This is a genomic window from bacterium, assembly GCA_035691305.1.
Classification (GTDB): domain Bacteria; phylum Sysuimicrobiota; class Sysuimicrobiia; order Sysuimicrobiales; family Segetimicrobiaceae; genus DASSJF01.
Map to the genome: position 1 here is coordinate 1 of DASSJF010000030.1, position 20222 is coordinate 20222.

Here is a 20222-nt window from a genome sequence, read left to right on the forward strand (position 1 = left end):
GCCGCGACCGGTCCCCCCGCGGGTCCGGGCGCCGCCGGTCCTGTGGCGGTTCCGCTGCCGGTCGTCTCGGGCGGGATCGCCGCCGGCTGCGACACGCCTGATCGCGAGGCGTCGGGCGTTCCGGGAGCGGCCGCGGCCGGCGCGTGACGCAGCGCGCCCTTCGCGAGCAGAAATCCCGCCGCGGCCGATCCGCCAAACACGCCGGCCACCAGCAGCAGGATCAGCACGCCTCGGCGCACCATCACACCGCCCCCCTGGTCGCGGATCCGTTCGCGGCCCTAGCCTCCGCCCGCGGATCGGCGATTCCGCTCCGCGACATCATGCATCCGTCATCCGCTATTCGACGCGGCTCTTCCTTCCCTCGGTATGCCCGGCCCTCCGCAGCGTCAGCGTATCACGCCGCGGTAGCGGTGGTAGATCGCGAGCAGAATGCCCCCTGCGACCAGCACCGCGTAGTAGGAGACGATGCGGTCGATCAGGACGCCGCTGCGGGCGACCGTCATGGCGACGGCGTGCGGCGCCAGCACCGCGATCAGTCCCGCCTGCGACACTTCGGTAACGCCCACGCCCCCCGGCACCAAGAGCGCCATCCCGAGGACCACCGCCCCGACGTAGGTGAAGATCAGGACCTGCGGCGCGAGTCCGACCCGCAGCGCGCCAAAGACCGCGACGACGCGCGTGAAGTCCAGCGCGATCCCGAGCGCGGTCAGGGCAAGTAGCGGGCCCAGCGTGTGCCGCCGGCGCGCGACGGCGACACTCGTGCACAACAGGTCTACGAACCTCTGCCCGTGCTCGCGAACCGCCCGGAACGGCACGAGCCGCAGCAGCGCAGTCGCGGCCGCGCGGACGCGGTCCGGCGCCCCGGCGAGCAGCGTCGCGCCCGCGACGATCGCCGCGATCAGCACCGGCAGCGCGGCCGTCCCGAGCACCGTCTGCCGGGGCAGCAGCAGCGCGGCCACGAGCAGTCCTGCGACCAGCGCGACGATGTCGAGCAGCCGCTCGATGAGCATCGCCGACACCGACAAGCCGAGGCCCACGCCGTACGCGTCGCGAAGCATGACGGCCTTTGCCAGCTCGAAGCTCCGGCCCGGGGTCATGCTGCCGGCCGCGATACCGCAGATCACGGAGACGAAAGCGAACCGTCCGGACACCCTGGTGTCCGTCAGCCGCCGGACCATGTACCGCCAGCGCACCGCGCGGACCGCCATCTGCGCCGGAACCGCGAGCACGGCGAGCGCGAACAGGAGCGGCTCGACCTCCCGCAGCGCGCGGGCCGCCGCCTGGAGGTTGGTCGTCGTCCCGAACACGATGAGGATCGCGACGCCGCCCGCGGACAGCGCGTAGGTCATCCAGCGCGTGGAGGCGCGCGCCGACACGGCCGGCGCGGCGACCGTCGATGTGCCGGATTCGAGACTCGGGCTCACCGCCCGCTCACGCCGGCCCGGACGGAGCGAGGTCCGCGAGATAGCGCCGCAGCGTCTCGCGGCGCTCGGCGAGCGTCCGCGCCCGCGCGCGATCCCCGGCGACGACCTCGGCCGGCGCCTTCGCGGCGAACGCGGGATCCTCGAGCCGTTTATTCACCCCGGCAAGCTCGCGCTCGGCGATCGCCAATTGCTTGTTGAACCGCTCGCGCAGCTTTGCGCGTAGCTCAGCGGTCTCCACCTGAATTTCGATCCGCCCTCGACCGGAGGGCAGCGAAACGCCAAACGGCGCGTGTTCATCAACACCCGCCAACGGCAATCGAAGGAGGGAGTCCAGCCGAACCAGGTGTGCAAGGTACGGGCGCATCGCCTCGATGCGCTGCCGATCCGCGGGCGGAAAGTGCAGGGACGCGTTCACCGGTTGTGTCGAGAGCACAGGGTCGACGGCCCGGAAACTTCTGATGCCGTTGGCAATATCCATCACCTCGGCCATCCACGCGGTCGCCGTGTCGTCGCGCCACGATTGCGGTGCATCGGGCCACGCCGCCCGCATGATCGTTTCACCTTCGTGCGGCAACGTCTGCCAGATTTCTTCGGTGATCGCCGGCATCACCGGATGCAGCAACGCCATCGTTTGCCCCAGCACCCAGCTCATGACGTGCCGTGTTTCCGCAGCCGCCTCGGCATGCGGTCGTCCGAGGCCTTCAGGGCCGAGGTCAACCTTCGCCATTTCGAGGTACCAGTCGCAGAACTCGCTCCAGATAAACTCGTACAGCCGGTGGCACGCCGCGTGGAACTCGTAGCCTTCCAGCGCCGCGGTCACGTCCGAGGCCGCGCGCGCGAACCGGTCGAGGATCCACCGGTTCGGCAAGGTGCGTGCGCCGCGGGGCGGCTCGGCCGGCACGTCGTGCCCCTCGAGATGCAGGCGCGCAAGGCGCGCCGCGTTCCAGATCTTGTTCGCGAAGTTGCGCGTGTCTTCGACCATCTTTTCCGAGAAGCGCAGGTCCTGCTCGCCCGTACAGCGGTTGATCAGGGCAAAGCGCAGCGAGTCGGCGCCGTAGAGGTCGATCAATTTCAGCGGATCCATGCCGGTGCCGAGCGTCTTGCTCATCCGGCGGCCTTCGATGTTGAGCACCGTCGGGTTGATGTAGACGTCCGTGAACGGAATCTCCCCGCGCAGTTCGAGCCCGAACATCACCATGCGGGCCACCCACAGGAAGATGATGTCGCGGGCCGTCACGAGCGTGCCCGTAGGATAGAAGTATTGAAGGTCCGCCGTGTCGTCCGGCCAGCCGAGTGTCGCCATCGGCCACAGCGCCGAGCTGAACCAGGTGTCGAGAACGTCCTGGTCCTGAGTGAGCCCACTGGCGGCGCACTTCGGACACGACGCCGGCCGTTCGATGCTCGCGATCATCTCCCCGCAGGAGCAGTACCAGACCGGAATCTGGTGACCCCACCACAGCTGGCGGCTGATGTTCCAGTCGCGGATCTGCCCCATCCAGTCGAGGAAAAACTTCGTCCACCGCTCCGGATGGAACCGTACCCGCCCGTCGCGCACCGCCTCGATCGCCGGCGCGGCGAGATCCTTCATCCGGCAGAACCACTGGTCGGAGATATACGGCTCGATCGTAGTCTTGCATCGGTCGCAGCGACCGATGTTCGTCACGTACGGCTCTTCGCGCACCAGCACCCCGGCAGACCGGAGGTCGTCCACCGCGAGCTTCCGCGCCTCCATCCGATCGACGCCCCGGTAGCGCGGCCCGCCGAGGTCGGTGATCCGGCCGTGCGGGTCGAACGCGATCAGAATCGGCAGTTCGTGGCCCTGCCCGATCTCGTAGTCCAGCGGATCATGCCCGGGCGTGATCTTCACGGCGCCGGTCCCGAAGCCCCGTTCCACGCGGCGGTCGGCGATGACCGGCACCCGCCGGTTCACGATCGGCACGATCACCCGGGTGCCGACCAGCTTCTTGTAGCGCTCGTCGTCGGGATGCACGGCGACGGCCACGTCGCCAAGAATCGTCTCCGGCCGCTGCGTCGCGATCACGACGCCCTCACCGCCGTCGGCCCCCGGATAACGGACGTAGTAGAGCGTGCTCGCTTCCTCGACGTACTCCACTTCCAGGTCCGAGATGCTCGTCTGGTCTTTCGGGCACCAGTTGATCATGCGTTGGCCTTTGTAGATCAGGCCTTTGCGATACAGGCGGATGAAACACACCTGCACGGCGTGGTAGTAGCCCGGATCCATCGTAAAGACGCTGCGCTCCCAATCGCAGGAGAGCAGGAGGCGCCGCATCTGTCCGAGGATCGCCTGGCCGATTTCCTCGCGCCACGTCCACGTCTCTGCGAGGAACTTCTCGCGTCCGAGGCCGAAGCGCGTGCGGCCTTCCTTCGCGAGGCGGCGGTCCATCACCACGTGGACGGCGATGCCGGCGTGGTCCATGCCGGGCTGGTACAGCGCGTTGCGGCCGCGCATCCGCTGCCACCGGATCAGACAGTCCTGGACGCCGTTGTTGAGCGCATGGCCCATGTGCAGCTCGCCGGTGATATTGGGAAGCGGCATCATGATGGTGTACGGCCGCCGGGCCGGGTCGGGGACGGCGCGGAAGTACCCGCGGGTGTCCCACGTCCGGTACCAGCGCTCTTCGGTCGCCGCCGGATCGTAGGTCTTCGGCAGTTCTGTCCTGTCTGGGCCGCCTGCGCGGCCGCCCGCCGCCCTGGGTCCGTCCGCCATGCCCTCCGCCTCCCCTAACTTCCATTACAAACGCCAACGCCGCCTCACCCAAAGGGCGAAGCGGCGCTCCGCGGTACCACCTTTTCTCCCGCCGGTCTCCGGACGCGCACCTTCCACGCCCGCCGGGCGGCGGCTCGACGCGCGTTCTCGGGCGCACCCGGCGGACCGGCCGTTTGCTGCGTTGCGGACGGCCCGCTGCTCAGGGGCGACGTTCGGCTCGTGCGGCCCGGGGAGCTTTCACCAACCCCTCCCCTCGCTCGGGCGCCGCGCGAACGTACTCCTCCCCGTCCTCGCGTTTCTGTCGCGCGTATTATACCATAGTCGCAAGACTCCCATGGCTTGCGACCGTTTTCACCCAATCGTCGCGGAGTGGTTCGCGGAGCGGTTCGGCGCGCCGACGCCGGCCCAGACGGGCGGCTGGCCCGCGATCGCGTCGGGCCGCGACACCCTGATCGCCGCCCCCACCGGGTCCGGGAAAACGCTCGCCGGCTTCCTCTGGGCGATCAACGCGCTGCTGCTCGAAGGCGCCGCCGACGGCGGTCTGCCGGACGAGACGTCGGTCGTGTACGTGTCCCCGCTCAAGGCGCTCGGCAACGACGTCCATGCCAACCTCGTCGGACCGCTCGCCGAGATCCGCGAGCGCGCCGCCGCAGCGGGCCAAGCGCTCCCCGAGATCCGCCTCGCGGTTCGCTCCGGCGACACCCCGGCCGCGGACCGCGCACGGATGAGCCGGCGGCCGCCGCACATTTTGATCACGACGCCGGAATCACTCTACATCTTGCTGACCGCCGAGGGCAGCCGCGCGTTTCTCAAGCAGGCGAGGACCGTGATCGTCGACGAGATTCACGCGGTCGCGCAGGACAAGCGCGGATCTCACCTGACACTCTCGCTCGAGCGGCTCGACCGCCTGGCCGGACGGCGGCTCCAGCGCATCGGCCTGTCGGCGACGCAGAAGCCGGTCGAAGAGGTCGGGCGTCTGCTGACCGGGGCCGGCGGCGGGTGCACGATCGTCGATGCCGGCCACCGCCGGCCGTGGGATCTGTCGATCGAGGTTCCCGGTCCGCCGCGCGGCCCGATCGTCGCGAACGACGTGCGCGACGCGATCTACGACCGGCTGGCCGCGCTCGCGCAGGGCCACCGCACCACCCTCGTCTTCGTCAACACCCGCCGCCTGGCGGAGCGGGTCGCCCACCAGCTCGGGCGGCGCCTCGGCGAGTCCGAGGTGGCCGCCCACCACGGCAGCCTCTCGCGGCGGATCCGGATGGACGCGGAGCGGCGGCTCAAGACCGGCGAGCTGCGCGTCGTGGTCGCGACGGCGTCGCTCGAACTCGGCATCGACATCGGTCACGTCGACCTCGTCTGCCACCTCGGCGCACCGTCCTCGATCGCGGTGCTGCTGCAGCGGATCGGCCGCGCCGGTCACGCGGTCGGCGGCGTCTCGCGCGGCGTCCTGTTCCCGTTCACGCGGGACGAAATGCTGCAGTGTGCGGCGGCGGTGCGGGCCGCGCGGGCCGGCGAGCTCGACGCCCTCGTGCTGCCGCATCAGCCCATCGACGTCCTCGCCCAACAGATCGTCGCGGTCGCCGCGGCGGAAGAGATCGCCGAGGACGACCTGTACGCGCTCGTCCGGCGGGCCCACGCCTACCGCGATCTCGACCGCGCGGCATTCGATCAGCTGGTCGACATGCTGGCCGAAGGTATCGCGCGCCGGTGGGGGCGGTCGGCCGCCTACCTCCACCGCGACCGCACCCGCGGCACGGTGCGCGGCCGGCGGGGCGCGCGCCTCGCCGCGATCACCTCCGGCGGGGCCATTCCCGACACCGCGGACTACGACGTCATCCACGACCCGGAAGGCGTGCCGGTCGGCCGGGTCAACGAGGACTTCGCGATCGAAAGCATGACCGGCGACGTTTTTCTGCTCGGCAACACGTCGTGGCGAATCCGGCGCATCGAAGCCGGGCGCGTCCGGGTCGAAGATGCCCACGGCGCGCCGCCGTCCGTGCCCTTCTGGCTCGGCGAGTCGCCGGGCCGTACCCGCGAGCTGTCCGCCGCCGTGTCGGCGCTGCGCTCCGAGATCGAAGCGCGCCTCGACGATCCGGCCGCGGCGCGGGAATGGCTGCGGCACGAGACCGCGCTCGAGGAAGAAGGCGCCGCGCAGGCGGTCCGGTATCTCGCCGACACGCGCGCCGCGCTCGGCGGTGTCCCCACCCAACGCTGGATAGTGGCGGAGCGGTTCTTCGACGAGGCCGGCGGTATGCAACTGGTACTGCATACGCCGTTTGGCGCGCGGATCAACCGGGCGTGGGGATTCGCGCTGCGCAAGCGCTTCTGCCTGACCTTCGACTTCGAGCTGCAGGCGGCCGCGACCGACGACGGCATCGTCCTGTCGCTGGGCCCGCAGCACAGTTTTCCGCTCGAGACGGCGTTCCATTTCGTCCGGCAGGCGACGCTGCGGGACGACATCATCCAAGCCGTGCTCCCCTCGCCGCTCTTCACGACCCGGTGGCGCTGGAACGCCGCCCGGGCGTTGGCCGTCCCGCGCTACCAGGGCGGCCGGCGCGTCCCGATGCCGATCCAGCGCATGCGGGCGGAGGACCTGCTCGCGGCCGTGTTCCCGGACCAGGTCGCCTGCCAGGACAATCACGCCGGCCCGGTCATTCCGCCGGACCATCCGCTCGTCAACGAGACGATCGGCAACTGCCTCGACGAGGCGATGGATGCCGAGGGGCTCCGTGCCATCCTCGATGAGATGCGGCGCGGAACGATTCGGATGACCGCGATCGAAACCGCCGCGCCGTCTCCGATGTCGCACGAGATCCTCAACGCCAATCCGTACGCCTTCCTCGACGACGCGCCGCTCGAAGAGCGCCGCGCGCGGGCGGTCGCCCTCCGCCACATCGACCGTTCGGCGCCGGACGGTCCCGGCGTCCTGGACGCGGCCGCGATCGCCGATGTCGCGGCGCAGGCGTGGCCCGACATCCGCGGCGCCGACGATCTCCACGACCACCTGCTGACCGTGCGCGTCCTTCCGCTCGAGGACGCGATGCCCTGGAGCGGGTTCGCCCGCACGCTCGTCGGTGACCGCCGCGCGGTCGTGGCAGCCTGGCGGGACGCCGGCGGCCGGGAGCGCCGTGCGTACGTGGCCGGCGATCGGACGGCCGAGGTGCGGCGGGCGCTGGGCGATGTCCACTTCGAGCCGGAGCCGCCACCCTTGCTCGGCGCGGCCGCCGACACCGACCTCGAACCGTCCGAAGCGGCGCGCCTGATCGTGCAGGGCTGGGTGCAGTGCAGCGGCCCCTTCACCGCCGCCGCCCTCGGCGCGCGCCTCGGTCTCCCGGTCGGGGACGTGGAACAGGCGCTCGCCGCGCTCGAAGGGACCGGCGTGATCCTGCGCGGCCGGTTCACGCCCGGCACCGCCGAGGAGGAATGGTGCGACCGGCGCCTCTTGGCCCGGATCCACCGCCTCACGCTCGGGCGGCTACGGCGGGAGATCGAACCGGTCCCGCCGGCGACCTTCATGCGGTTCCTCCTGCGGTGGCAGCACGTCCAGCCCGGAGCACAGCTGCACGGACGCGACGGCGTCGCGGAAGTGGTCGGCATGCTGCAGGGACTCGAGGTCCCCGCTCCGGCGTGGGACGAGCACGTCCTGCCCGCGCGAATCCGCCTCTACGATCCCGAGGATCTCAACGTCCTCTGCCTCAACGGGCTTGTGACGTGGGGTCGCTTGAGCGCGGGGCCCGCCGCTGCTCCGAACGGTGACGCCCCCGGCGATCGCGCGCCCAAGCGGGGATCCGCGGCGCTCTCGCGGTCGGCGCCGATCGCGCTGCTGCTCCGGGAAGAGATGGGCGCGTTCGTCGAACCGGACGGCGTCGATGACATCGTTGCCGGCGAGTCCGCCGGTCGGCGCCCCGCCGGCGTGAAGCGCGCGGACGCCGCGCTTCGGGGCGCGGCCGCGGACGTCTTCAAGTACCTGTCGGAGCGCGGGGCGTCGTTCTTGCCCGATATCGCCCGCGGCATCGGGCGGCTACCCGCGGACACGGAAACGGCGTTGTGGGAGCTCGTCGCCAGGGGCCTCGTGAGCGGCGACGGCTTCGCGGGGCTGCGGCGGCTGATCGACCGAAGCGATCCCAACCGCCGGCGCCGGTTTCTCGAGATCAACCGCGCGGGATCCCGCGCCCGCCCGGCGCGACGCGCCCTGCCCTCCGGCCGCTGGGCGGTGTGGCGCCCGGGCGACGCGGCGCTGAAGCCCGACGAGCGCGACGCCCTCGTGGCGCGGCAGCTGCTGCGCCGCTATGGAGTCGTCTTCCGGGACGTGCTGGCGCGGGAGCGTGCGCTTCCGCCGTGGCGCCGGCTGCTCGACGTGTACCGCCGCTGGGAAGCGCGGGGCGAAGTGCGCGGCGGGCGTTTCGTCGCCGGAGTCGCGGGCGAGCAGTACGCGCTGCCCGGCGCCGTCGAAGCGCTGCGCGCGGTCCGCCGCGAGCCGGACGAAACGGGCGACGTGGTCATCTCGGCCGCGGATCCGCTCAACCTTGTCGGGATCTTGCTGCCGGGCGAGCGCGTCTCGCCGCTCTCCGGTCTCGCGCTCGTCCTCCGAAACGGCGTGATCGTCGACACCGGGCCGTACGGCGCGCTGCTCGCGAGCCGGCGGGCCGCCGCTGAGACGCCGGCCCATGCCGCGGCCGTGCCGGCGTCGTGACGGCTCACACCCCTTCTGATCTGACGATCCTCATGATGATCGACGCCTACGTGCCGGCGGCGGCGCGGGAGCGGTTCCGCGCCGCGGCGGCTGAGGCCGCCCCCGGTGCGCGCCTTCTCTTGCCGGCGAGCCGCGACGAGGCCGTCGCCCAGGCCGCGGACGTCGACATCGCGACCGGGTGGTCGCTGCCGCCCGCCCTGCTCGAGCGCGGCCGCCGCCTCAAATGGGTGCACGCCTTTAACGCCGGGGTGGACGGGTTCGTCGGGCTTCCCGGGATCCGCGACCGCCGCATCGTCCTGACGCGGACGGTCGGCGCGCACGTCGCACTGCCGGACCACGTGATGGCGCTCGTGCTGGCCTTCGCGCGGCGGCTGCACGTGGACATCCGCAATCAGATCGAGCACAAGTGGGACCGGCCGTCGGGCATCGGCGAAGACGTAGCGGGCAAAGTGCTCGGCATCATGGGTCTCGGACAGATCGGAAAGCCGCTCGCTACGCGCGCGGCCGCGTTCGGGATGCGGGTGATCGGCACGAAGCGGACGCCCGAGCCGGTCCCGCACGTCGACCTGGTGCTGCCGCCCGACCGGATTGGGGACTGCTTGAAGGAGGCGGACTACGTCGTGGCGCTGCTGCCGCTCACGCCGGAAACGCGGGGCCGGATGGGCGAGCGCGAATTCCGGTCGATGAAGCCGGCCGCCGTTTTCATCAACGTGTCCCGCGGGCCGATTGTCCAGGAGGCGGCACTGGTCCGGGCGCTTCGGGAGGGCTGGATCGCCGGTGCGGGGCTGGACGTCTTCGAAGCCGAACCGCTTCCGGCCGATAATCCGCTCTACGACTTCCCGCAGGTGATCATCACGCCGCATGTCTCCGGGATTACTCCAAAATTCTTCGAGCGTATCGCAACGATCTTCAGCCGGAACCTGCGACGATACGTCACGGGGGAGCCGCTCGCGAACGTGATCGACGTCGAACGGGGGTATTAGCGGCAGCGAGGGCTTCAGGAGGAGTCTTAGTCCTCCCGCGACCGGAACGTCGTAATCGCGGCCGTCAGCATGACGACCAGAAACAGCAGGATGATCGCGACGTTGAGCCGGTAGGGATGCTGGACGAACGCCGAGGCGAGCGGTGAACCCGCATACACCATGCCGCGCAGGGCGTCGACCGCGTAGGTCAGGGGATCGATCCGCGTCAGCGCCGTCATCCACAACGGCAGTCCCCGCAGCGGGAAGAACGCTCCGGACAGCAGCCACAGCGGCAGCACCAGAAAGTTCATCACGACCTGGAAGCCTTCCATCGTCGCCATGCGCGAGGCGATGACGAGGCCGAAGCTCGTCAGCGACGCCGCGACCAGCAGCATGACGAACGCGACCCCGGCGACCTGCGCGAGCCCGAGGTGCACGCCGACGATCGGCGCCAGAATGAGCAGCAACACGCCCTGCAGCGTCGCCACCGTCGCTCCGCCGGCGACCTTGCCGGCGACGATGCTGACGCGCGCGACCGGCGCGACGAGGATCTCCTTCAGGAATCCGAACTCCCGGTCCCAGATGATCGAGATCGCGGAGAAGATGGCGGTAAACAGCACCGTCATCCCCAGCACGCCGGGGTACATGAACTCGAGGTAGCTGAAGCCGCGCGGCACGGCCGCCGGCCGAAACGTGGCGCCGAATCCGGTGCCCATGATCGCCAAGTAGATCAGCGGCTGCCCGAGCGCCCCGAGAATGCGGGCCCGTTCGGAGACAAACCGGATCAGCTCGCGCAGCCAGATCGCGTAGGCCGCGCGCACCTCGTGCCGCCAGCGCTCCGGCTCGACGGCGCCGGCGCGGCCGGGTGTTCCCAACGTCAGCGGCGGCCTCCCCACGCCCGCATCACCGTCCGCAGCTGATCCGTCGCGGACGCGGATTCGTCGCGGATCTCATGGCCGGTGAGCTTGAGGAAGACGTCGTCGAGCGTCGGCCGCTTGACCGCCACCGCGGTGACGAGCGACGGAAAGGCCGCGGCGACCCGGGGCACGAACTCCGTCCCCCGCTCCTGCTCCACGATCACGCGGCCGTCCATGGTCCGCGCCCCGCCCCCGAACCGGGCGTCGATCTCGCGCGCGAGCCGCGGCGCGTCGGGCGAGGTGATCGTGATCACGTCGCCGCCCACCTGGCGCCGCAGCGCGTCGGGCGTGTCGAGCGCCGCGATGCGGCCGCCGTCGATGATCGCGATGCGGTCGCAGTGCGCGGACTCCTCGATGTAATGCGTGGTCATGAACACCGTCACGCCTTCGCGGCGGCGCAGGTCGACCACATACTCCCAGATGCGGTTGCGGGTCTGCAGGTCCAGACCGAGCGTCGGCTCGTCGAGGAACAGCACACGCGGCCTGTGCAGGAGGCCGCGGGCGATCTCGAGCCGCCGCTTCATCCCGCCGGAATAGGTGGCGACGAGCGCGCGCCGCCGCTCGGCCAGGTCCACCATCGCGAGTACATCCGCGATCCGCGGCTCGATTTCTCGGGGCGGGACGCCGTAGAGCATCGCGTGAAACCGGAGATTCTGCTCCGCGGTGAGGCGGTTGTCGAGGCTTGGGTCCTGGAAGACGATGCCGATCGACCGGCGGACGTCCCCCGGGTGCGCCACCACATCGTACCCCGCGAGGGACGCCCGGCCCGACGTCGGGCGCAGGAGCGTGGCGAGCATCTTGATCGTCGTGGTCTTCCCGGCGCCGTTTGGGCCGAGGAATCCGAAGATCTCCCCGCCCGCGACCCCAAACGTCACGCCCCGGACGGCCTCCAGCGGTCCGAAGCGCTTGGCGAGATCGCGGACGTCGATGATCGGTGTCTGCATGCCGTATGTTTTTCCCACGGCGGGACCGCCCGCCCTAGAGCCGCCGTCGCACCCGACCCCGCAGGCTTCGGTGAGTGAGCAGACCGCACTCGAGCAGGACCGCGTCAACGACAGCGGCGGTGGAGTGGAGAAAGACCCCCCGGCAAACGCAAACGGCGGGAGTGGACCCGCCGCCTGCGCCCCGCCGGCTGCCCCCCTGACGCCGGCGAGGCCCGCGCGTTCCGCGGGCCGGTCCCCGGCAGGGGCGACGCCCTACGCCTGAATCGACGGCTGCGACGGCGGGCGGCGCACCGCCACCGGCGGCTGGATCACCGGCAGCGCGAGCCCTTCGCCGAGCGCCTCCTCGAGGACCTGATCCATGTGCTCGACGAGCGCGAACCGCAGCTTCTTCCGCACGTTGTTCGGGATCTCGTGCAGATCCTTCTCGTTTTCCTTCGGCAGCACCACCACTTTGATCCCGGCGCGGTGCGCCGCGATCACCTTCTCCTTGACGCCGCCGATCGCCAGCACCTTGCCGCGCAGCGTGATCTCGCCGGTCATGCCGACGTCCTTGCGGACGGGGCGCCCGGTGGCCGCGGACGCGAGGGCGACCGCCATCGTGATGCCCGCGGACGGGCCGTCCTTCGGCACGGCGCCCGCCGGCACGTGGATGTGCACGTCGTACCGCGACGCGAACTTGTCGTCGACGCCGAGCCGCCGCGCCCGCGACCGCACGTAGCTGAGGGCGGCCTGCGCGGACTCCTTCATGACGTCGCCGAGCTGGCCGGTGAGCGTCAGCCGGCCTTCGCCGCTCAGCAGCGAGGCCTCGACCGTGATGATGTCGCCGCCCTGCTCGGTGTAGGCGAGCCCGGTCGCGGTCCCTACCTCGTCCTCCAGCCCCGCGCTGCCGTACCGGAACCTCGTCGGCCCGAGGAACTTGTGGACGTTCTGCACGGTGACTTTCTCCGACGTGGCCTCCTCTTCGGCGACCTCGCGCGCGATCTTCCGGCAGATCGTGCCGATCTCGCGCTCCAGGTTCCGCACGCCGGCCTCGCGCGTGTACTCGCGGATGACGTGCCGCAGCGCGTCGTCCGTGAACGAGACCTGTTCCGGCGTAAGCCCGTTCTCCTTGAGCTGCTTCGGCAGCAGGAACTCCTCGGCGATGTGCTGCTTTTCGTCCTCGATGTAGCCGGAGAACCGGATCACCTCGAGGCGGTCCCGCAGCGCCGGCGGCACCGTGTCCAGGATGTTGGCCGTCGTGATGAACATCACTTCGCGCAAATCCAGCGGCAGCTCGAGATAGTGGTCGCTGAACGCGTTGTTCTGCTCCGGGTCGAGCGCCTCGAGCAGCGCCGCCGACGGGTCGCCCCGGAAGTCGACGCCGAGCTTGTCGATCTCGTCGAGCATGAACACCGGGTTGCGGCTGCCCGCCGTGCGCATGCCCTGGACGATGCGGCCGGGCAGCGCGCCGACGTAGGTGCGCCGGTGGCCGCGAATCTCCGCTTCGTCCCGGACGCCGCCGAGCGAAATGCGCACGAACTTGCGCCCGAGCGCCCGCGCGATCGACTTGCCGAGGCTGGTTTTGCCGGTCCCGGGCGGGCCGACGAAGCAGAGGATCGGCGCCTTCGAGTCGGGCGCGAGCTTGCGCACCGCGAGGTACTCGACGACGCGGTCCTTGGCCTTGTCGAGCCCGTAGTGGTCCTCGTCGAGGATGTTTCGCGCGGCCTTGGTGTCCAGGCGATCCTCCGTCCGGGTGTTCCACGGCAGCGCCAGAATCCAGTCGAGGTACGTGCGCACGACGACCGCTTCGGCGACCATCGGCGGCATCTTCTCGAGCCGGCCCAACTCCTCGAGCGCCTTCTCCTTGACTTTCTCGGGCAGCTTGGCGTCCTCGATCTTCTTGCGGTACTCGTCGACCTCGGCCGTACGCTCGTCCTTCTCGCCGAGCTCCTGCTGGATCGCCTTCATCTGTTCCTTGAGAAAGTACTCGCGCTGGCTCTTCTCCATCTGCTTGCGCACGCGGTTCTGGATCTTCCGCTCCAGTTCGAGGATGTTGATCTCCTTGGTCAGCGAGCCGCTGAGGATCTCGAGCCGTTCGCGCGGCGCCGCCTCCAGCAGCTTCTGGCGCGTGTCGACCCGCGTCTGCAGGTGCTGCGCGACGAGGTCGGCGAGGCGTCCCGGCTCCTCCGTCGACATCACGAGCATGAACGCTTCCGGCGGGACCGACCGCGACAGGCGCGCGTACCGCTCGAACTGCGAACTGACGCCCCGCATCAGCGCTTCGATCTCGAGCGGCTTGTCCGTCGAATCGGGGCGCGTCTCGACGCGGACGCTGAAAAACGGCGCCGTCTGCACGAACTCGGCGATCGCTCCGCGCAGGAGCCCCTCCACGACGACCTGCACGGTCCCGTCGGGCTGCTTGCCGACCTGGAGGATCCGGCAGTAGGTGCCGGTCGTGTAGAGTCCGTTCGGTTCGGGCTGCTCCTCGTCGTCCTTCTTCTGCGCGACGAGCAGGATCATCCGCTCGCCGGTCAGGGCCGCCTCCAGCGCCGCCAACGACTTGGGCCGCCCGACGCCGAGAGGCACCACCATCCCGGGCAGGACGACCGTGCCCTTTAGCGGCAGCAACGGCAGGACGGAGGGATACGTTACCGGCTCGGGGGTCTTCGCCACCTCGGCCTGGATTTTCTCGATTTTGTGCTCCGATTTCTGGTCCGGCTTGTGCTCGGACATGAAGGCCTCCCCAGGATCCGGCGATGTCGCGCTAAGCCCGTCAATGTGCCGTTTGTCCTACTACCTATATACGTATACGCCGCGCCGGTGCGCGGCGATTCCCCTCCGCGATCCGTCTTGTGCCCCAAAAAACGGAGACGGAGCCGCGAGGCCCCGTTCCCGGTCGAGCCCATATCGACTTCCCGCGTCGGCGGCGTCTCAGGCCGGTTTCTCCTTCGCCATCTTTTTGAGGTCGGCCGCGGTGAGGAGAATCGGCTCCGACCGCCGCTCCACGGTTTCCCGGGCGATGACGCAGCGCTTGACGTCGCCGCGCTCCGGAATATCGTACATGATGTCGAGCATGATCTCCTCGATGATCGTGCGGAGGCCGCGCGCCCCGGTGTTGCGCGTCATGGCCTGGCGCGCGATCGCCCGCAGCGCGTCGTCGCCGACGACCAGCTCCACCCCGTCCATCTCGAGAATCTTCTGATACTGGCGGACGAGGGCGTTGCGCGGCTCGACGAGGATCGTCACGAGGTCCTGCTCCGTCAGCGGCTCGAGCGGCGTCACGACCGGCAGGCGGCCGATGAACTCCGGGATCAGGCCGTACCGCAACAGGTCCTGCGGCATCACCTGGGCCAGGAGCGCCCCCATGCGGTGCTCGCGCTTCGGCTGGATCTCCGCGCCGAAGCCGATGCTCGCCACGCGGATGCGCGACTCGATGATCCGGTCGAGGCCGTCGAACGCGCCGCCGCAGATGAACAGGATGTTCGTAGTGTCGATCTGGATGAACTCCTGGTGCGGGTGCTTGCGCCCGCCCTGCGGCGGGACGTTCGCCGTCGTCCCCTCGAGGATCTTGAGCAGCGCCTGCTGGACGCCCTCGCCGGAGACGTCGCGCGTGATCGAAGGGTTCTCCGACTTGCGCGCGATCTTGTCGACCTCGTCGATGTAGACGATGCCGCGCTCCGCCCGCTTGACGTCGTAGTCCGCGGCCTGGATCAGGCGCAGCAGGATGTTCTCGACGTCTTCGCCGACGTAGCCCGCCTCGGTGAGCGAAGTGGCGTCGGCGATCGCGAACGGCACGTCGAGGATCCGGGCGAGCGTCTGGGCCAGCAGCGTCTTCCCGCAGCCCGTCGGGCCGATCAGGAGAATGTTGCTCTTCTGAAGCTCGACCTCGCCGCCGCGCTTGCTGTGCGACGCGATGCGCTTGTAGTGGTTGTAGACTGCGACCGAGAGCGCCTTCTTCGCCCGCTCCTGCCCGATCACGTACTGGCAGAGGGTCTGGTAGATCTCGTGCGGCTTCGGGATCGCCCGCGGCTTCTGGGCCGGCTGCGGCCCCGCGAGCTTCTCCTCGATGATCTCGTTGCAGAGCTCGATGCACTCGTCACAGATGTAGACGCCCGGGCCGGCGACGAGCGTGCCGACCTGCTCCTGCGTCTTGCCGCAAAACGAGCACTTCGTGCGGTCCCGCTCGTCCCCCGCCTTGAACATGGCGCGTCTCCCCCTAGAGCCCGCTACCGCACCGGCTGGCCGTGCTGTCCCGGAGCCGCGTTGGGCTGCCGGGGCTGGATCACGTCGTCGACCAGGCCGTATTCCTTCGCTTCGACCGCGCTCATCCAGAAGTTCCGGTCCGTGTCCTTCTCGATCCGCTCCCTCGGCTGGCCCGTGTGCTTCGCGAGGATTTCATCCAAGATTTGGCGGATCGCGATAAACTCCTTGGTCTGGATGTTAATGTCCGCGACCGACCCCTGCGCCCCGCCCCACGGCTGATGGATCATCATTCGCGAATAGGGAAGCGCAAAACGGCGGCCCTTCGTTCCGCCGGCGAGAATGATCGCGCCGGCGCTCGCCGCGAGGCCCACGCAGATCGTGGAGACCGGGCAGTGCAGGTACTGCATCGTGTCGTAAATCGCGAGCCCGGCCGTCGCGGACCCGCCCGGGCTGTTCACGTACAGCTGGACTTCTTTCTCCGGATCCTCGTAGTCGAGGTACAGCAGCTGTGCGATGACGAGGTTGGCCATCTCATCTTCGATCCCGCCGCCGATGAAGATGAGGCGCTCCTTGAGCAGCCGGGAGTAGATGTCGTAGGCCCGCTCGCCGCGCGCCGTCTGTTCCACCACCATTGGGACGTACACGGGGTCAGCGATCCTCCAATCGGGGATAGCGGGCGATCACGGGGAACTCGGGGAGGCCGGCTCCGGAGCCGCACCCGCCGTCTGGGGTGTTCCGGCGCCCGAAACCGCGTCGACCAAAAAGGCCATGGCCTTGCGCCGCAGCAGGGTCTCCCGCAGAGCCTCCTGCCGGCCGCCTTCCGCCAGCCAGCCCTGCACCTTTGCGACGTCCTGTTTCAGTTCGGCAGCGAGGTTCTCGACCTCGCCGCGCATCTCCTCCTCGGACACGCTCAGCGCCTCGCGTTCCGCGAGCGTCTCGAGCAACAGACGCGTGCGCACGCGGCGCAGCGCTCCCTCGCGAAAGTCCGCGCGGAGCGCCGACTCGTCCTTGCCGACCGCGCGCGCGTAGGATTCAAGGGTGAGCCCTCGGCTGCGGAGCGTGTCGGCGAGGTCTCCCAACATGTGCTCGACCTCGTGGGCGGCCAGGCTCTCCGGAACGTCGAACGTCGACTGCGCGAGCACCGCGTCGAGCACCCGCTCGCGCTGCACCCGGGCCTCGTCGGCCGTCCGCTCCGCCGCGAGCCGCTCCTTGAGCCCCTCGCGCAGTTCCGCGAGAGTCTGACGGTCCGACACGGCCTTCGCGAACGCATCGTCGAGCGGCGGCAGATCCTTGCGCCGCACGTCCGCGACCCGCACGACGGCCGGCACGTCGGATCCCGGAATCGCGGCGCGCCGCTCATCGCCCGCCGGCGCGCCTTCGAGGGCCGCCTCCACCGCCTCCGGCAGGAGCCCGCCGCCCACCTCGACCAGGAGTTCCTTGCCCGGCTGCAGCCGGTCGTGCCCCGCCGGCGCCGACACAACGGTCAGGAGGACGAAATCCCCACGGCGCGCGGGCTCCGCGATGCTCGTGAGCCGCCCGTGCCGAGCGCGAATGTCCTCGATCGCCCGGTCGACGTCGGCGTCTGTCACCGCCGTGTGCTCCGGGGCCACCCGGATCTGCCGGTAGTCGGGAAGCGTAATCGTGGGATAGATGTCGACGGTCGCGGTGAGGTGCAGCCCCTTTCCACCGGGGGCGTCTTTGATCTCGATCGACGGACGGGCCACCGGCGACACGCCCGTCTGGGCCACCGCTTCCGAATATTGCTGGGGAACGAGCTCCCGGAGGGCCTCCTCGCGCAGCGCGTCCGCGCCGATGTGGCGCTCCAGAATCGGCCGCGGGGCCTTCCCGCGCCGGAAACCCGGCACCTGCACGCGCCGCACGAGCTGCGCGTACGCCTGGTCCATCGCGCGGGCCACCGCGTCTTCCGCCACGTCGATCTCGAGCACCACGCGGCTCGCGGGCTCGCTCCGCATCTCCACTTTCATCGAGTCAAACGCCCCTCCATCCGTGGGTCCGCACGAAGTGTACTGAGGCTCCCGACAATGGTCAAGAATCGGCGCCGGGGACACCCGCCGAAGGCCGTGGCGGGTGTCCCCGCGCTCTTAAAAGACGACGACGCTGCGCGCGACCTCTCCCCGCTCCAACGCCTCGTAGGCCGCGTTGATTTCTTCGAACGGGTACGTCCGGGTCAGCAACTGGTCGAGCTTCAGCCGGCCGGCGCGATAGAGGTCGATCAGCTTCGGGATGTCGGTGCGCGGGCGGCTTGAACCGTAGACGGATCCGGTCAGGACGCGTTCCTCGAAGACGAGCGACATTACGGGAACCGCGACTTCCGCCGTCATCGGGGTGACCCCGACGATCACGGCCGTGCCCCGCTTCGCAAGCACGTCGTAGGCCTGACGCATGACCCGCGGCACTCCGATCGCTTCGAACGCATAGTCCACGCCACGCCCCCCCGTGAGAGCCCGAATGCGGCCGACCGGATCGTCCGACGAGGCGTCGACCGCGTGGGTCGCCCCGAACTCGCGCGCGTACTCGAGCTTGCGCGGGACGATGTCCACGGCCACGATCATCGACGCGCCCGCAAGGGCGGCGCCCTGAATCGCGTTGAGGCCGATGCCGCCGGCGCCGAAGACGGCGACGCTGCTCCCCGGCGCCACCCGGGCCGCGTTCACGACCGCGCCGACACCCGTGATCACCGCGCACCCGAACAGCGCCGCCCGGTCGAGCGGCAGATCGCCGGGAATCTTCAACAGCGCCTTCTCCGGGATCACGGCGTACTGCGAGAAGCTCGACACGCCGGCAAAATGCTTGAGTTCCGTGCCGCCGACCGAAAGACGCGTGGTCCCGTCGGGGAGGTGGCCGGTCATCCGCACTGCGGTTCCCGACGGACACAGCGCCGGGCGGCCGGCCGTGCAGTACTCGCACTCTCCGCAGGACAGGCGCCACAGCGGAATCACGTGGTCGCCCGGCCGCAGAGACGCGACCCCGGGGCCGGCTCCCTCGACGACACCCGCGCCTTCGTGCCCGAGGACGGCCGGCAACGGCGCGAAGAGGTGGCCGGTCATCACGTGCAGGTCGCTGTGACAGACGCCCGCGGCCGCCATCCGCACCAGGACCTCTCCATCTTTCGGCGGCTGCACCTCGACGTCGCACAACTCGAGCTTCTGCCCAGCCTTGAAGAGAACCGCCGCTTTGGACTTCATGATTCCGCCTCCTACGCCGGCCGGCGCTCAGACGGCTGAGACTTTCACGCCGCCGAGCCGGTGGGCCTGCCGCCGATTCTCTCCCCCGCCCCGCGCAGCAGATCCGCCATGCCGAGCAGCCACGCTGCGATGCCCGCCCCCACGAATATCGGCGGCAGCGCCGCGATGGCCGGGATCCCGGCGGCGGTGGCGACCCCGCGCGTCGCGGCAGCGTACATCCCCAGCGGGAAAACCAAGGCCCAGTATTCCGGCATCGGAAGGCGACGCCCGCGGCACGCGGCGTACCAACGGATCGTGCGGCCGGCGAGAATCGGAATCCACGCCGTGGCGGCGATCCAGCACAGCACCGCGCCGGCGTCCAGCGCCGGTGCGAGGCTGTGCAGCGTCGCGGAATGTTCGGCGCCGCCGGTTAACAAGCCGGCGGCGAGCGTCGAGATGGCAAGAGCACCCATCGTGATCCAGTACGAGGGGGCAAACTCTCGCGGCCGCGTGCGGACATCGCGCAGGCGGCGCGCGACCGGCACGATGAGCGCGCCGTAGAGGACGCCGCCCAACACGAACAAGCCGAGACCGAACGCGAGCGGTGCAGCGGGCTGCGGCGCCGGGCGGCCGCTCGCGGCGGTCAGCGTCGACAGAACTACCACGGCCTGCGTCGCGACCACGAGCAATAGGGGTGCGCCGCCGGGCGACGTCCCGAGCCCGCCTTGACGTCCGCGGCGAACGGAGACCGCCAGAAGCGCGAACGTCACAGTACACCAGAGCCCGGCGCCCGCGAGCCACAGCGCCCGGGCCGCCGCGGGGGCGCCGGCGAGATCCGCCTGGGCGCCGAGGACGCACGTCGCCGCGACGACCGCCGCGAACCCCGCGCTGCGAGGTCCGGCGAGGTCACGAATCACGGCACGGGCATGCCGCAGCACGCGCAGGAGCATGAGTGTGCCGAGAATTCCGTAAGTCGGCGCGCTCACCAGCGCGGCGGCGAGCGCCGCCGATCGGATGCCCGCGGTTTGCGCCGCCACGCCGAGAATGCCCGTGGCCATGACAAAAGCGAACCAGGCCGGGTCGAGGTCCTCGACGGCCGCGGCGATCAGCGGACTATGCGGGGGAGCATCCGATACTCGAGTGTTTCGATCTTCGCATCGTCCCAAAGGACGGCGGCCGCCGCG

General features: G+C 70.1%; 13 protein-coding genes. 2 read left to right on the forward strand and 11 right to left on the reverse strand.

The window, feature by feature from the left end:
• The 3 genes from VFL28_05145 to VFL28_05155 all read right to left on the reverse strand — a co-directional run.
• A partial coding sequence (locus VFL28_05145) for a hypothetical protein (protein ID HET7264034.1) occupies positions 1-242 on the reverse strand: 242 nt, incomplete at its 3' end.
• A 144-nt stretch (positions 243-386) separates the two neighbouring features.
• Positions 387-1424 carry a lysylphosphatidylglycerol synthase transmembrane domain-containing protein gene (locus VFL28_05150; protein HET7264035.1) on the reverse strand — a complete coding sequence of 346 codons (1038 nt, stop codon included), beginning with the start codon at positions 1422-1424 and terminating at the stop codon, positions 387-389.
• A gap of 7 nt (positions 1425-1431) precedes the next feature.
• A complete protein-coding gene (locus VFL28_05155) occupies positions 1432-4152 on the reverse strand; it encodes a valine--tRNA ligase (GenBank protein HET7264036.1) in 2721 nt (906 codons plus the stop codon).
• A gap of 334 nt (positions 4153-4486) precedes the next feature.
• Here VFL28_05155 and VFL28_05160 point away from each other — a divergent pair, with 334 nt between their 5' ends.
• Positions 4487-8848 carry a DEAD/DEAH box helicase gene (locus VFL28_05160; GenBank protein ID HET7264037.1) on the forward strand — a complete coding sequence of 1454 codons (4362 nt, stop codon included), beginning with the start codon at positions 4487-4489 and terminating at the stop codon, positions 8846-8848.
• Positions 8845-9831, forward strand: a complete 987-nt coding sequence (locus VFL28_05165; protein HET7264038.1) for a D-2-hydroxyacid dehydrogenase — start codon at positions 8845-8847, stop codon at positions 9829-9831. Before VFL28_05160 ends, VFL28_05165 begins: the two co-directional genes overlap by 4 nt.
• Before the next feature lie 26 nt (positions 9832-9857).
• Here VFL28_05165 and VFL28_05170 read toward each other — a convergent pair whose 3' ends face one another.
• The 8 genes from VFL28_05170 to VFL28_05205 all read right to left on the reverse strand — a co-directional run.
• Positions 9858-10706 carry an ABC transporter permease gene (locus VFL28_05170; protein ID HET7264039.1) on the reverse strand — a complete coding sequence of 283 codons (849 nt, stop codon included), beginning with the start codon at positions 10704-10706 and terminating at the stop codon, positions 9858-9860.
• Positions 10688-11689, reverse strand: a complete 1002-nt coding sequence (locus VFL28_05175; protein HET7264040.1) for an ATP-binding cassette domain-containing protein — start codon at positions 11687-11689, stop codon at positions 10688-10690. The genes VFL28_05170 and VFL28_05175 overlap by 19 nt, the downstream gene beginning before the upstream one ends.
• A gap of 234 nt (positions 11690-11923) precedes the next feature.
• Positions 11924-14383 carry an endopeptidase La gene (gene lon, locus VFL28_05180; GenBank protein HET7264041.1) on the reverse strand — a complete coding sequence of 820 codons (2460 nt, stop codon included), beginning with the start codon at positions 14381-14383 and terminating at the stop codon, positions 11924-11926.
• Between the two features lie 198 nt (positions 14384-14581).
• A complete protein-coding gene (gene clpX, locus VFL28_05185) occupies positions 14582-15853 on the reverse strand; it encodes an ATP-dependent Clp protease ATP-binding subunit ClpX (protein ID HET7264042.1) in 1272 nt (423 codons plus the stop codon).
• Between the two features lie 23 nt (positions 15854-15876).
• Entirely contained in the window at positions 15877-16485 is a 609-nt protein-coding gene (locus tag VFL28_05190; protein ID HET7264043.1) for an ATP-dependent Clp protease proteolytic subunit, read from the reverse strand.
• Positions 16486-16533: 48 nt separating this feature from the next.
• Positions 16534-17838, reverse strand: a complete 1305-nt coding sequence (gene tig, locus VFL28_05195) for a trigger factor (GenBank protein ID HET7264044.1) — start codon at positions 17836-17838, stop codon at positions 16534-16536.
• A 117-nt stretch (positions 17839-17955) separates the two neighbouring features.
• Positions 17956-19059: a Zn-dependent alcohol dehydrogenase gene (locus VFL28_05200; protein ID HET7264045.1), complete on the reverse strand. Its 1104-nt coding sequence runs from the start codon at positions 19057-19059 to the stop codon at positions 17956-17958.
• 44 nt (positions 19060-19103) lie between these two features.
• On the reverse strand, positions 19104-20222 hold a 1119-nt coding region (locus tag VFL28_05205; GenBank protein HET7264046.1), incomplete at its 5' end, for a tellurite resistance/C4-dicarboxylate transporter family protein.

What these genes read in the sequence shown, in the direction of transcription:
- VFL28_05155 (HET7264036.1), bottom strand. Translation starts at nt 4,152, where the DNA reads ATGGCGGACGGACCCAGGGCGGCGGGCGGCCGCGCAGGCGGCCCAGAC.
- VFL28_05160 (HET7264037.1), top strand. Translation starts at nt 4,487, where the DNA reads ATGGCTTGCGACCGTTTTCACCCAATCGTCGCGGAGTGGTTCGCGGAG.
- lon (HET7264041.1), bottom strand. Translation starts at nt 14,383, where the DNA reads ATGTCCGAGCACAAGCCGGACCAGAAATCGGAGCACAAAATCGAGAAA.
- clpX (HET7264042.1), bottom strand. Translation starts at nt 15,853, where the DNA reads ATGTTCAAGGCGGGGGACGAGCGGGACCGCACGAAGTGCTCGTTTTGC.
- VFL28_05190 (HET7264043.1), bottom strand. Translation starts at nt 16,485, where the DNA reads ATGGTGGTGGAACAGACGGCGCGCGGCGAGCGGGCCTACGACATCTAC.
- tig (HET7264044.1), bottom strand. Translation starts at nt 17,838, where the DNA reads ATGAAAGTGGAGATGCGGAGCGAGCCCGCGAGCCGCGTGGTGCTCGAG.
- VFL28_05200 (HET7264045.1), bottom strand. Translation starts at nt 19,059, where the DNA reads ATGAAGTCCAAAGCGGCGGTTCTCTTCAAGGCTGGGCAGAAGCTCGAG.